Below are 12,990 nucleotides of genomic sequence, written 5' to 3'. Positions count from 1 at the left end.
TTCAACGGGCCATAAGTGACCCCGCGTTGGTCCAACTCATTGCGCAACCGGGCCCCTGCAGGTAGGTTCGGGATCAGTCGCCTGACCTGCATCATTAACTCGATCTGACAGGGGTTCTGCAGTGGGCCTTAAAGAGTTGACACCGCAAGAACGTGCCGATGCGTTGGAAAAGGCCGCGAAGGCCCGGGCGGTGCGGGCCGCGGCCAAGGAGAAGCTCAAGCGCGGCCAGGTGAGCATCGCGGAGTTGATCTCCTCGGGAGCCACCGACGAGGCAATCGCACGGATGCGGGTTGTGGAGCTGCTGGAAGCCCTGCCGGGCATCGGTCCGGTCCGCGCGGCCGCGATCATGGCCGATATCGGAATTGCAGGATCCCGGCGCATCCGGGGGTTGGGAATTCATCAGGCTCAAGCGCTGGTAGATTTTATGGATACCCAACAAAGCGTTTGACGCATTTCCCCGAAGGAATCCGTGAGCAAGAATCCTGGACTGACCGTCCTTGCAGGCCCTACTGCCGTTGGCAAGGGAACCGTATCCACCTACATCAGGGACAACTATCCAGAGGTTTGGCTTTCGGTCTCTGCCACCACCAGGGCAGCCCGTCCGGGTGAAAAGGATGGGGTCCACTACTTCTTCAAGTCGGCCGAAGAGTTCGATGCCCTGGTAGCCGACGGTCAGTTGCTGGAGTGGGCCGTGGTCCACGGCCAGAACCGCTATGGCACTCTTCGCAGCACGGTCGAAGCGGCCATCGCCGAGGGAAAGTCCGTCCTGCTTGAGATTGATCTCCAGGGCGCACGCCAGGTCAAGGCTGCCGTTCCGGACGCTAACTTTGTCTTCCTGGCCCCGCCCAGTTGGGACGAAATGGTCCGCCGGTTGGTGGGCCGCGGCACCGAAACTGCCGAAGAACAGCAGCGTCGGCTGGAAACCGCTAAACTGGAACTTGCTGCTGAACCGGAGTTTGACCACACCGTCATCAATGACGACGTTCGCCGGGCAGCGGACGAGCTTGTTTCACTCATGGGGCTTACCCCGCACGGGCGCTGAAGCGCCTGTTTGTTGGCCCGCTAGAATTTGGAGAATTCGTGTCCACGAACCTTGAAGGCATCATCAACCCGCCGATCGATTCGCTGCTTGAGGCTGCCGATTCCAAGTACGGCCTGGTGATCTTCGGCGCCAAGCGTGCCCGCCAGATCAACGCTTACTACGCCCAGCTGCACGAGGGCCTTTTCGAGTACGTCGGTCCCTTGGTCGACACCAAGCTGAACGAGAAGTCGCTCTCTATCGCCCTGCGCGAGATCAACGAAGGCCTTCTGGTTTCCACTCCGATCGAGCCCGCAGAGTAAAGCAGACTGCTTGTTGACGGAGGTCACGTGCGCATAGTCCTCGGAGTCGGGGGAGGGATTGCAGCCTACAAGGTTGCATCGCTCCTCCGGCTTTTTACTGAAGCCGGCCACCAGGTCACGGTGATCCCCACGGAGGCAGCTACCCGTTTTGTCGGGGTCGCCACGTGGGAAGCACTCTCGGGCAATCCGGTGAGCAACAGCGTCTTCGATGACGTGGAGAAGGTCAACCATGTCCGCCTCGGACACCAGGCAGACCTGATCGTCATTGCTCCGGCCACTGCCGATCTCCTGGCGAGGGCTGCCACCGGGCAGGCAAACGATCTCCTGACCAACACTTTGCTGATGGCCCATGGCCCTGTGCTCTTCGCTCCGGCGATGCATACGGAGATGTGGCAGCATGCAGCAACGCAAGCCAACGTGGAAACGTTGCGCAGCCGTGGCGTGACAGTCCTCGAACCGGCATCCGGACGACTTACCGGTGCCGATTCCGGTCCGGGCCGCCTGCCCGAGCCCGAAGCCATCTTTGCTGCGGCCATCGCGTTGGCGGACGCTGCCGGGACCACCGCGGATATGGCAGTGCCTTCGCCCCGGCACGCATCGCTGGCGGGCAGGACGGTCACGATTTCGGCCGGTGGAACCAGGGAAGCCCTGGACCCGGTCCGGTTCCTCGGCAACCGGTCTTCGGGCAAGCAGGGCGCGGCCCTGGCGGCGGCTGCGTTGGCCGCCGGAGCCACCGTGCGGTTCCTGGCAGCGCACATGGATGTTGAGCCACCTGCCGGCGTCGAGCTTGTCCGCGTCGAGTCGGCATTGGAACTGCGCGAGGCAGCGCTGAAAGCAGCGGCCGATTCCGACGTCGTCATTATGGCCGCGGCCGTCGCGGACTTCCGTCCGGCAGAGGTTTCGGATACGAAAATCAAGAAGGTCGACGGCGAGGACGCACCGCTGGTGCGCCTGGTCCGGAACCCGGACATCCTGCATGAGCTGGTGGAACGGCGGAACGCGGCCGGTGGCCAGCAGTTGATCGTTGGTTTCGCAGCCGAAACCGGAGACGCCCAGGGCGATGTCCTGGAGCACGCAACGGCGAAGCTCAAACGCAAGGGCTGTGACCTGCTTGTTGTCAACCAGGTAGGAGTCGGCCAGGTCTTCGGGCAGGACGAGAACTCCGTGGTCATCCTCTCAGGCCACGGCGCTGAACCGCAGTCCGCTGCCGGTTCCAAGGCTGACGTCGCTGCCGCGGTGGTCGATCGCGTGGGTGCAGAACTCGCGCGGGTCTTCCCGGCCATGTGACCGAGCCCATCCCTGAATTCTTAGCAAAGGGACACACGGCGGATGCTGTGATCCCGCAACCCAGTAAGGTGGTCGAGTGACTTTACCGCTGCACCATGAACACCATGGCACCCCGTCCAAGCTCCGGCTCTTCACTTCCGAGTCGGTGACCGAAGGGCACCCGGACAAGATCTGCGACCAAATCAGCGACTCCATTCTTGACGCGCTGCTCGCCGCGGACCCTGAATCGCGCGTGGCCGTTGAGACCATGGCCACCACCGGTTTGGTGCACGTTGCCGGTGAGGTCACCACCGACGCCTACGTCGAAATTCCGCAAATCGTCCGCGAGACGATCCTGGGCATCGGCTATGACTCATCCGCCAACGGATTCGACGGCGCCCGCTGCGGCGTTTCGGTCTCCATCGGCCAGCAATCCAACGACATCGCAGGCGGCGTCTTCAACTCGCTGGAGGCTCGCGAAGGACGCCAGGAAGACGACTACGACCTCCAGGGCGCCGGCGACCAAGGCATCATGTTCGGCTATGCCAGTGATGAAACGGCTTCCTACATGCCCACGCCCATCTGGCTGGCGCACCGGCTTTCAGAACGCCTCACCGAAGTCCGCAAGAACGGCGAACTTGCGTACCTGCGGCCCGACGGCAAGACCCAGGTCACGGTAGGGTACGACGGCGACCGGCCGGTTTCCGTGGAAACGGTTGTCATCTCCAGCCAGCACGCAGAGGAAGCGAGCCTGGAACAGCTCCGCGCCGACCTCGCAAGCCATGTCATCGATCCCGTGCTTGCGGCATCGAACCTTGACCTCTCGCGTACGGCCAACATCCTGAACCCTGCTGGTGCCTTCGTCATCGGAGGACCGGTAGGTGACGCAGGTCTGACCGGCCGCAAGATCATCGTGGACACCTACGGCGGATTCTCCCGCCACGGTGGTGGAGCGTTTTCCGGCAAGGATCCGTCGAAGGTTGACCGCTCCGCGGCGTACGCCATGCGGTGGGTTGCAAAGAACGTAGTGGCAGCAGGCCTTGCCAAGCGCGCCGAAATCCAGATTGCCTACGCCATCGGCCAGGCACGCCCTGTCGGTACGTACGTTGAGACCTTTGGCACGGAGACGGTCGATCCTGCCCGCATCAGCGAGGCCATCGATGAACTCTTCGATCTCCGGCCCCGCGCCATCATCGACGCCCTGGACCTCAAGCGCCCCATTTACGCCAAGACGGCGGCCCATGGGCACTTCGGACGGGACGAGCCCGACTTCACCTGGGAGCGGCTGGACCGGGTGGCGGACCTGAAGGAATACTTCAACGCCTGATTCCACCCGCGATACTCCACGAAGTTGTTTTGTCGGTGGTTCGTGATTGGCTTTAACCAGAGATGCCCGCAGCGGTCAATCCCGCCGCGGGCATCTGCGTTGATGCGGTAGATAGTCCTGTGCACGGCAGTGGGCGTACGAAGAGCTGGAGGTGAAGGTTATGGCAGGCCATGAGGCCCAGCCGTCATTGCTTCAGCCTTCGTTGCTGCAGGGGTTCCCGGACCGCACTCCTGTGCAGGGGCCGCCTTTGGCCCAACACCTTCCTGTAGCCCGCGTGGTCCTGGAGTCACCGCTGCCCCACCTGGACAGGCCCTTTGACTACAGCGTCCCCGCTGAACTGGCTGAGGAAGCGGCTCCCGGCGTCCGCGTGAAAGTGAAATTCAACGGCCAGGAACTTGGCGGGTACATCCTGGACCGGCTCGATGCCTCGGACGCAGCGTCACCGCTGGCGCCCCTGCACAAGGTAGTTTCCCCGGTGGCGGTTCTGACGCCGGACGTTGCCAGGCTTGTCGGCAACGTCGCTGCTCGATACGCGGGAACCTTGAGCGATGTCCTGCGCTCGGCGATCCCTCCACGGGTTGCCAAGGTGGAGAAGGAATTGCTGGGCGGGGATCTTGACCCCAGTGCCCCGGAAGCAGGGGCGGATGGGATGCCGGCTGCTGATGCCCGTGCCTGGGGCCGCTACACCAACGGCACGCCGTTCCTGCAGCACCTGGCCAGCGGCGGTTCGCCCAAGGCTGTTCTGACCGCACTGCAAGGATTCGGGCCTGATGGTTGGCCGGCCATGGTGGCCGCCGCAGTGGCAACTGTCAGATCCTCGGGCCGCGGTGCGATCGTTGTGGTCCCTGATTACCGGGATCTTGACCGTGTGGAGGCGGCGCTGGCAGCGGTCCTGCCGCCGTCCGACGTCGCCCGCCTGACCGCCGATGACGGCCAGACGCCCCGGTACCGCAACTTCCTGCGGCTCTTGAACGGTTCCGCGCGGGTAGCCGTAGGTACCCGTTCCGCAGCTTTTGCGCCGGTCAAGGACCTTGGACTGGTGGTGTGCTGGGATGACGGCGACGATCTCCACATTGAGCAACGGGCGCCCTACGCGCATACCCGCGAGGTCCTGCTCTTGCGGTCGGAGCAGCAGAATGCCGCATGCCTGATGGCCTCGCACAGCCGGAGCACGGAACTCCAGCGGCTGGTGGAGCTGCAATGGGCTGTGGCGGTGGAAGCACCACGAAGCACTGTCCGTGACACCGTGCCCCGCGTCCTGAATACCGCTGACAGTTTCGAACAGGAACGCGATCCCTTGGCACGCATCGCGCGCTTGCCGGGAGCCGCCTGGCGTGCCGCGAAGGAGGGGCTGGAACGTGGCCCGGTACTGGTGCAGGTTGCCCGCGCCGGTTACGCGCCGTCGCTGGTGTGTGAGACGTGCCGGGAGCTTGCCCGGTGCAACACCTGCCAGGGACCGCTGGCCGTTTCCAGCAGCTCTTCGATTCCTGCTTGCCGGTGGTGCTCCACGCCGGCACCCCACTGGCGTTGCACGCACTGCAGCGGCACCAGGCTGCGCAGGGGTGCTGTGGGTGCCATGAGGACGGCGGAGGAGCTTGGCCGGGCGTTTCCAGGCAAGGCTGTCGTGACGTCATCCGGCGAACACGTCAAAGCGAGCGTGCCGGATGCTCCTGCCCTGGTGGTGGCAACGGTCGGGGCTGAACCGGTGGCGCCACAGGGTTACGCGGCTGCTTTGTTGTTGGATGGAAATTCCTTGCTTCGGCGCGAGAACCTCCGGGCCGGCGAGGACACTGTGCGTCGGTGGTTCAACGCCGCTTCCCTGGTGAAGCCCGCCAGCCAGGGTGGCTTGGTGGTCATCACGGCGGACGATACCGCCGCGACGGGCGCCCTCTTGCGGTGGGACGCGGCGGGTTACGCGTCGCGCGAGTTGGATCTCCGGAAAGAGCTTCAGCTGCCCCCGGCGGTCCGTGTCGCCTCGGTGACAGGTACCCGGGCCGACGTCGGGCATTTTGCTGAGGCGTTCGGGGCCAGCGCCCCGCTGGCCAAACGGCTCCGGAAGGCCGGGCCGGCGCCCGTGCAGCTGTTCAGCGGCCCGTCGTCAGCGATACCGGGGCAGGATGAAGCGGACGTCCGCCTGCTCTACTTCATCCCCTACGCTGACGCTGCCGAGGCGACCCGTGCCATGCGTGCAGTCAAGGTGGCAAGCGCGGCCAAACGCACCGCAGGACCTGTCCAGCTCCGCCTTGACGGAGTAGACGTCCTCTAGCGCCGGGTGCCTCAGGCCCTGTGCTGCCGCAGGGCCACGACTTCCTCAGCTGCAGCCAGCAGTTGCCGTGCCGAATCGTCCCAGTTGAACGCGGCGGCACGCTCTACTGAATTCCGTGAGCGCTGCTGCCACAATGCACCGTCGCCGAGGGCGTTCACGGCAGCTGCGAAGTCCGTGGGCGAGCCTGGATCAACGTACCTGACGGCGTCGCCGCCAACTTCCCTGAAGATGGGGATGTCACTGGCAATCACCGGAGTTCCCAACGCCATGGACTCCACCAGGGGCAGGCCGTATCCTTCCGCGCGGGAGAGGCTGATGAGTGCGGTTGCGCGGAGCAGGAGGGCGTCGTACTCGGCGTCAGTGACGCCGTTGTGGAAGATGACCTTGGCACCTTCCGGAACCAGGGCCTGCAGTTCCGCCTTGCGCTCGGGAGTGATACGGCTCAAAAGGTGCAGGGTGTAGTCCTGCAAACCGGCCATGCCGCGGATCATGGTTTCCACGTTCTTGTAGGGCATGAACGAGCCCATATACAGCAACGTCTTATCAGCGCCGGCTGTGGCGTCGCGCGGTGTCTGACCTGGTTGGGGAGCATTGCCCACAATCCGTACGGGCCGTTTGGTCAGCCTGTATTTGGCCATCAGGGCTTCGGTGGTGTGGCTGATGGTCGCCACGATGTCGGCCCGGTTCAACAACAGCCGCTGCGGCCAGTACGCCTTGTGGTAGAGCCGCCACAGGACGCGCACGGGAGCGGGCAGGAACCCCGGCGGAGCCGGGTGCTCGTAGTAGATGAGGTCGTGGAGGGTCAGGATCAGTCCGTACTTGCGCCCGAACGTGCCCATGGTCTGCATGGGGCACACGACGACGTCCGCGCCCAGGGGGTTGACCTTGTGGGCCACGAACAGCTCCAAGGGCGACAGGGGGCTGTTGATCAGCACGTATGGGACGTCCGGCAACAGGGCGAGCTGCCGCTTGTCGCTGATGAGCATCGTGACGTCGGCGATTTTCGACACCGCGGCGATGAGGCTGGAACCGTACCGGCTGATGCCATCGTGGTGGTCCGTTCGGGTAAAGCGGGCGTCGATGACAATTTTCACGCGGGGTGTTCCTCCAGGAAGGCGCGGATCGCCGCTGCTGCGGGGACCGGAGTTTCGTAGTGGATCAAATGCCCGACGCCGGGAATGACTTCCAGCGTTGCATCCGGCAGGCGCTCCATGAGTTTGTGCTGGCTGGGGAGGGTGGCTATCTCGTCTTTCTCGCCGGCGACCAGCAGCACCGGCAGGTGCAGTTGCTCCGCGACGTCAGCTACGTTCCCCGAAACCGAGGCCTTGAAGGACTCGAGCAGGCTTTTCCGGTCAGCGAATGCGCTGAAATAGGCGTCATGCTGGCCGTGGATGAAACGACGAAGTTCCTTGTCCTTGGTCTTGGCCATGGTGACACTCATGATCCGGACTATGGCGCGGTTTCGGAGAACCGCCAGGCCGAGGCGGCGGGGGAGCTTCGCTGATGCCTGGTAGTACAGGACAGCGAGCTTGGTCATGATGCCTTTGGGGCCCTCCAGGGCAGGTGCTGCGATGGGGTTGATCAGGATCAGCGGGTAAACCGCCCCCGGGTGCGCCGCGGCGAAGTGGCTCGCGATGATCGAGCCGAAGGAGTGGCCCAGCAGCACGGTATTGGGTCCAAGGTCCAACGCGGCCATGAAACCGGTGATGAAGTCCCCGTACCGTTCCACTGTGTGTTCATCGCCAACGAAGGGTTCCGAACTTCCGAAGGCGGGCAGGTCCGGCATTATGATCCGCATTTCGGGGAGCTGGTCCGCTACCCGCAACAAGCCGTGGTGGTCACCCCTGAAGCCATGGATGACAAGGATGGTGCGGGTGCCCGGTGTTACGGATACCGGCTCGTAGATCCAGTAGGCCACGGTGCTTCCGTCGACTTCGACTTCGGAGGCCCGGGTCCGGGGCCGCAACTCCTTGCTGAAAAATTGGCTGGGGGCCTGTGCGCCGTCGGGGGAGCGCCCGGTGTCCACTGAGTCCATTCGGTAGTCCTACTTCACGTTGTCCGGGTGCGACCCGGTTCGATGATGGCGTTCGAGTCCGGCGATACCGTCCATGTCAGCCGCGTCGAGTTCGAAATCGAAGACTTCGTGGTTTTCCTTGATCCTGGCTGCCGAGCTGGCCTTGGGAATGACCAGGTTTCCCAGCTGCAGGTGCCAGCGCAGGATGATCTGCGCGGGAGTGCGGTGGTACTTTTCGGCCAGGGTGACGATGGCGGGATCTGCCAGCACCTGGCCCCTGCCGAGCGGACTCCACGCTTCCGTGGCAATGCCCAACTGCTGGTGCAGAAGCCGCAACCGGCTTTGCTGAAGCCAGGGGTGCAGCTCGATCTGGTTGACTGCGGGGACCACTTCGGCCTTCTGCATGAGTTCGTCCAGATGCCCGGGCTGGAAGTTGGACACCCCGATCGCCCGGACCTTGCCCTCCCTGTAAAGGGTCTCCATTGCCTTGTACGTTTCGACAAAGAGTCCCCGCTCGGCGCAAGGCCAGTGGATGAGGTAGAGGTCCACGTAGTCGAGCCCAAGATTGGATATGGAGGAATCGAAGGCGCGGAGCGTGGAATCGTAGCCGTGGTCCTCGTTCCAGACCTTGGTGGTGACGAACACGTCCTCGCGTGCAAGGGTGTGGAGGGATTCGCCGGAACCGCCCGTGCCGCTGTTGTAGCGTGCCGCGTCTCCTATGGCGCCGCCCAGGGCGCGCCCCACTCCTACTTCGTTGCCGTACATGGCCGCAGTGTCGAACCGCCGGTAACCCTCGCCCAATGCGGTGGAGACCAGGACATCGGCATCCTTGGGCGGGACTTTGTAGAGGCCGAATCCCAGACGTTCCATGGTGACGCCGTTGTTCAAGGCCAGCGGGCTGGGGGATCTCATAGCAACGACTCTACCCATTCCTTGCACGAATACTTCAGGAGTGCCCGTTGAAACTCACGAGGCGTCGTGCTGAGGCCTCATCCAAAATCAGGTCCGTGGCCAGGCCGGCAGCCAGCGCGCCCTGAAGTCCATTGATTTTTGACGCGCCGGAGACCACGCAGATGCGTCGGCGGACTTGCCGGAGTTGCTCATGGCTTGGTCCTGTTGAGCGTTCGTTCAAGGTGATGCCGTCCGAGGATCCATCACTGCGGAAAAAGACTGTTGCGACGTCGCCGACGACATCGTCCGCGGCCAGCATGGTGAGATCGTGTTCATCAAGGTAACCGCCGGCATAGACGTGGCTTGGGTAGTCGGAGTCGACTGACCCCACACCGAAAATGGCGATGCTCATGCGGGCCTGCAGGTCAAGGATCCGTTGAACGCTTCGCTCATTCCACATGGCGGTTTTTGTGGCGGCGTGATCAAAAAACGCGGGGACGGGAAACTGTTCCACCCGTGCTCCGTAGGCGCTGCCGAAGCGGCGCATGATGTCGCTGGCATATGTGATGCCCGTGGTTTGCATGTTTCCGGCGCCGTTGAGCTGGACCACGATGCTGTCGTGGGTGACCTTCCTGGTCAGGTGCCGGCTGACAGCGCTGAGGGTGGCGCCCCAAGCGACTCCGATTATGGCGTTCGAGTCTACCAGCGGCCCGATGGTCCGCGCAGCCTGCATGGCGACGCGGTCCAGGGTCTCGGCTTCGTTGAGCGTGTCCAGGACCGGGACCACGTGGACATCTACCCCGTACTGGCTCCGGATCTGGCTTTCCAGCTCCGGTCCGGTATCGAAAGGACTGCGGATCTGGACCTGGACAAGCCCTGTTTCGCGGGCTGAGGAGAGGAGCCTGGAGACTGTGGAGCGGGACGTCCGCAGCTCACGGGCAATTGCATCCATGGTCAGGTCTTGCAAGTAATACATTTGTGCAGCCCGGAGTGCGTCCGAGTGACGTGATCGTGCCATCTCATTTCCTTCCTGCACGTTTGTGCAAATAGCTTGACTCCATTTTCCACTTTCGCAAGATTAGTGGTGAACGGTGCAGCAGCGAGTGGCGCAGCGCACGAACCAAGCCCAAGGGAGCAGTTTTGGGACACAACAGGATTTCCGGTACCTCACAACACTCACAGCAGCGTGACTCCGTTGTCGCACTTCAGGAGCGGCCGACGGCGAAGGTACTCATCATCGGCGGTGGCATCAATGGTGTCGGAACCTTCCGGGACCTCGCACTGCAAGGCGTCGATGTAGCGCTCGTGGAACGCGGCGACTACTGCCAGGGAGCCAGCGGTGCGTCGTCGCACATGATCCACGGCGGCATCCGCTACCTCGAAAACGGCGAATTCCGCCTTGTCCAGGAATCCGTTGTTGAACGCAACAGGCTGCTCCGGATTGCCCCGCACTACGTGAAGCCGCTGCAGACGACGATCCCGATCTTCAGCACTTTCTCGGGAATCCTCTCCGCTCCGACGCGCTTCCTCACCCACAAGCAGGGCAAGCCCAAGGAACGCGGTGCGTTTCTCATCAAGGTGGGCCTGAGCATGTATGACTTCTTCTCCCGCGACGGCGGCAGCGTTCCGCGCCACCAGTTCCGCGGACGGACCCGCGCACTTGCCGAGCTTCCCAAGTTGCACTCCGGCATCAAGTACGCAGCAACCTACTTCGATGCCTCCGTGCACAACCCCGAGCGCCTGACCCTCGACGTCCTGCAGGACGGCGAGAAGGCCGGCCTTGGCGGCGGCCTTCCAGGAGGAAGCGCCCGTGCCAGCAACTACGTCTCCCTCGTCTCCATGGGAACAGACGGAGTCCGCCTGCGCGACGAACTGACCGGCAAGGAATTCGACTTTCAAGCTGACGTCATCGTCAACACCACTGGTGCCTGGGTGGATCTCACCAACCAGGCCATGGGGGCTGCCAGCCGGTTCATGGGCGGGACCAAGGGCTCCCACATTGTCCTGGACCACCCCGAACTGCTTGCCGCCTGCAACGGCCGCGAGATCTTCTTCGAGCACACAGACGGCCGTATCGTGCTGATCTACCCGATGGGCGACCGCGTCCTGGTGGGTACCACCGACGTGGACGCCGATATGTCGGAGGACGCGGTCTGCACCGAAGAGGAAATCGACTACTTCTTCGACCTGGTAGGCCATGTCTTCCCCACCATCAAGGTGGAACGGGACCAGATCGTCTACAGCTTCGCAGGTGTCCGTCCGTTGCCCCGGCACGATGAGACCCAGCCGGGATTCGTCTCCCGCGACTACCGCATCGAGCGCAACGTCCGCACCGGAAAAGACGCCGTGACGACGCCAGGCGGCAAAGACGCCGTCGTACTGAGCCTGGTGGGCGGCAAGTGGACCACCTTCCGCGCTTTGGCGGAACACATGACGAACGACGTCCTGCGCGAACTGGGGATGGAGCGCAAGGTCTCGACGGCGAAACTCGCCATCGGCGGAGGCGCCGGCTTCCCGGATACCGAACAGGGCGAACAGGAATGGATCAAGAAGCACATGGGGCCGGGCCTGGACGCTGACCGCGTTGCCGTGCTGTTGACCCGTTACGGAACCCGGGCTGAAGCGGTCATCGAGTACCTCAACGCCGGCCAGGACCAGCCGCTCCGGTCAACCCGGGAACTCAGTGTCCGTGAACTGGCCTTCATGGCCGAACACGAGCAGATCGGACACCTGATCGATGTCCTCATCCGCAGGACGTCCCTCGCGTTCCGGGGCCTTGTGACCGGTGAGCTGCTCAACGAGATCGCCGCTGCCCTGTCAGAGCCGCTTGGTTGGGACGCAGCAACCCGTGAGGCCGAAATCCGGCACGCACAGGATGTTCTCCAGCGGTTCCACAAGGTAGACGTGCACAGCCTCGTAGCTTAGCCGGCACCGAAAACAGCTTGACCGTCCCACCACGCGGCAGGGGCGGAATGGGGGGTAGGTGGACCTGATAGGGGACCACCACACCGGGACGGTTCCGGAGACAACGGAACCGTCCCAACAGCCTCTTCACCCGCGAGGAGGCTGACAACAGAAAATAGAGGAGTCAAAGATGTCTCTTGGAATAGTTTTCCTTTCCGAAGTATTCGGAACCATGATGCTGACCCTGCTGGGTTGCGGTGTTGTGGCCAACGTTGCGCTCAAAGGCACCAAGGGCAACAACGCTGGATTCTTGATGGTGACGTGGGGCTGGGGTATAGCGGTCTTCGCGGGCGTTTTCGTGGCCGCAAAGTCCGGTGCGCACCTGAACCCGGCTGTCACGTTGGGCTTGTTGGTCAACGGCAAGGGGGAGTACGCGCCGGACGTGGCGGTCACATTCGGCTCGACCCTGACCTATTTTGGTGGTGAACTCCTCGGTGCGTTCCTGGGCGCCGTGGTTTGCTGGCTCGCCTACAAGCAGCACTTCGACGAAGAACCCCTGGCAGCAAACAAGCTGGGTACCTTCTCCACCGGACCGGCCATCCGTTCAACCCCGTGGAACCTGATCACCGAAATCATCGGCACCTTTGTCCTGGTGTTCGTGATCCTGACCTTTGGCGGAACCCCTTCGGGACTCGGCCCCCTGGCCGTAGCGCTGCTCGTCGTCGGTATCGGTGTGTCCCTCGGTGGTCCGACAGGCTACGCCATCAACCCCGCACGTGACCTCGGTCCGCGCATTGCACACGCCATCCTTCCCATCAAGGGCAAGGGCTCCAGCGACTGGGCCTACTCCTGGGTTCCGGTTGTAGGACCCCTGGTTGGTGGCGCCCTGGCCGGACTTGTGGGCCTTTTGGTACCGGGCATCATGCCTGCACTTGCCGGCTGACACCGCCTGCAACAACCGTTCTTATCCGCACGCAACAG

At 63.3% G+C, this 12,990-nt stretch carries 12 protein-coding genes; 8 read left to right on the top strand and 4 right to left on the bottom strand.

Annotation, left to right across the window (positions count from 1 at the left end):
* The first annotated feature begins 121 nt into the window (after positions 1–121).
* From mihF to N5P29_RS11525, 6 genes are all read left to right on the top strand, one after another.
* On the top strand, positions 122–448 hold the full coding sequence (gene mihF, locus N5P29_RS11550; RefSeq protein ID WP_262275108.1) for an integration host factor, actinobacterial type: 327 nt from the start codon (positions 122–124) through the stop codon (positions 446–448).
* A gap of 21 nt (positions 449–469) precedes the next feature.
* On the top strand, positions 470–1,042 hold the full coding sequence (gene gmk / locus N5P29_RS11545; RefSeq protein ID WP_144658923.1) for a guanylate kinase: 573 nt from the start codon (positions 470–472) through the stop codon (positions 1,040–1,042).
* Between the two features lie 38 nt (positions 1,043–1,080).
* Positions 1,081–1,341: a DNA-directed RNA polymerase subunit omega gene (gene rpoZ / locus N5P29_RS11540; RefSeq protein WP_017197559.1), complete on the top strand. Its 261-nt coding sequence runs from the start codon at positions 1,081–1,083 to the stop codon at positions 1,339–1,341.
* Between the two features lie 27 nt (positions 1,342–1,368).
* A complete protein-coding gene (gene coaBC, locus N5P29_RS11535; RefSeq protein ID WP_262275107.1) occupies positions 1,369–2,628 on the top strand; it encodes a bifunctional phosphopantothenoylcysteine decarboxylase/phosphopantothenate--cysteine ligase CoaBC in 1,260 nt (419 codons plus the stop codon).
* Positions 2,629–2,704: 76 nt separating this feature from the next.
* On the top strand, positions 2,705–3,934 hold the full coding sequence (metK, locus tag N5P29_RS11530; protein ID WP_262275106.1) for a methionine adenosyltransferase: 1,230 nt from the start codon (positions 2,705–2,707) through the stop codon (positions 3,932–3,934).
* 160 nt (positions 3,935–4,094) lie between these two features.
* Positions 4,095–6,200, top strand: a complete 2,106-nt coding sequence (locus tag N5P29_RS11525; RefSeq protein WP_262275105.1) for a primosomal protein N' — start codon at positions 4,095–4,097, stop codon at positions 6,198–6,200.
* 11 nt (positions 6,201–6,211) lie between these two features.
* Here the strand turns inward: N5P29_RS11525 and N5P29_RS11520 are convergent, their stop codons facing one another.
* From N5P29_RS11520 to N5P29_RS11505, 4 genes are read right to left on the bottom strand one after another with little or no spacing between them, the layout of a single operon-like run.
* Positions 6,212–7,294 carry a glycosyltransferase family 4 protein gene (locus N5P29_RS11520; RefSeq protein ID WP_262275104.1) on the bottom strand — a complete coding sequence of 361 codons (1,083 nt, stop codon included), beginning with the start codon at positions 7,292–7,294 and terminating at the stop codon, positions 6,212–6,214.
* Positions 7,291–8,235, bottom strand: a complete 945-nt coding sequence (locus N5P29_RS11515) for an alpha/beta fold hydrolase (protein WP_262275103.1) — start codon at positions 8,233–8,235, stop codon at positions 7,291–7,293. The genes N5P29_RS11520 and N5P29_RS11515 overlap by 4 nt, the downstream gene beginning before the upstream one ends.
* A 9-nt stretch (positions 8,236–8,244) precedes the next feature.
* On the bottom strand, positions 8,245–9,126 hold the full coding sequence (locus N5P29_RS11510; protein ID WP_262275102.1) for an aldo/keto reductase: 882 nt from the start codon (positions 9,124–9,126) through the stop codon (positions 8,245–8,247).
* Between the two features lie 34 nt (positions 9,127–9,160).
* A complete protein-coding gene (locus N5P29_RS11505; RefSeq protein WP_144658916.1) occupies positions 9,161–10,123 on the bottom strand; it encodes a sugar-binding transcriptional regulator in 963 nt (320 codons plus the stop codon).
* Positions 10,124–10,245: 122 nt separating this feature from the next.
* Here N5P29_RS11505 and N5P29_RS11500 point away from each other — a divergent pair, with 122 nt between their 5' ends.
* The gene (locus N5P29_RS11500; RefSeq protein ID WP_262275101.1) at positions 10,246–12,030 is read left to right on the top strand and encodes a glycerol-3-phosphate dehydrogenase/oxidase; all 1,785 of its coding nucleotides are present in this window, start codon (positions 10,246–10,248) and stop codon (positions 12,028–12,030) included.
* 169 nt (positions 12,031–12,199) lie between these two features.
* Positions 12,200–12,952 (top strand): MIP/aquaporin family protein, encoded by a 753-nt coding sequence (locus N5P29_RS11495; protein WP_262275100.1) that lies wholly within the window; start codon positions 12,200–12,202, stop codon positions 12,950–12,952.
* The last annotated feature ends 38 nt before the right edge of the window (positions 12,953–12,990 follow it).

This window comes from Paenarthrobacter sp. JL.01a (genome assembly GCF_025452095.1).
Classification (GTDB): domain Bacteria; phylum Actinomycetota; class Actinomycetes; order Actinomycetales; family Micrococcaceae; genus Arthrobacter.
The sequence above is the reverse complement of the archived record's forward strand: the minus strand, read 5'-3'. Positions and strand labels throughout refer to the sequence as shown.

Excerpts from the sequence above, each read along its gene's own strand:
- N5P29_RS11525 (WP_262275105.1), top strand. The coding sequence starts at position 4,095 with ATGGCAGGCCATGAGGCCCAGCCGTCATTGCTTCAGCCTTCGTTGCTG.
- N5P29_RS11515 (WP_262275103.1), bottom strand. The coding sequence starts at position 8,235 with ATGGACTCAGTGGACACCGGGCGCTCCCCCGACGGCGCACAGGCCCCC.
- N5P29_RS11510 (WP_262275102.1), bottom strand. The coding sequence starts at position 9,126 with ATGAGATCCCCCAGCCCGCTGGCCTTGAACAACGGCGTCACCATGGAA.
- N5P29_RS11505 (WP_144658916.1), bottom strand. The coding sequence starts at position 10,123 with ATGGCACGATCACGTCACTCGGACGCACTCCGGGCTGCACAAATGTAT.
- N5P29_RS11495 (WP_262275100.1), top strand. The coding sequence starts at position 12,200 with ATGTCTCTTGGAATAGTTTTCCTTTCCGAAGTATTCGGAACCATGATG.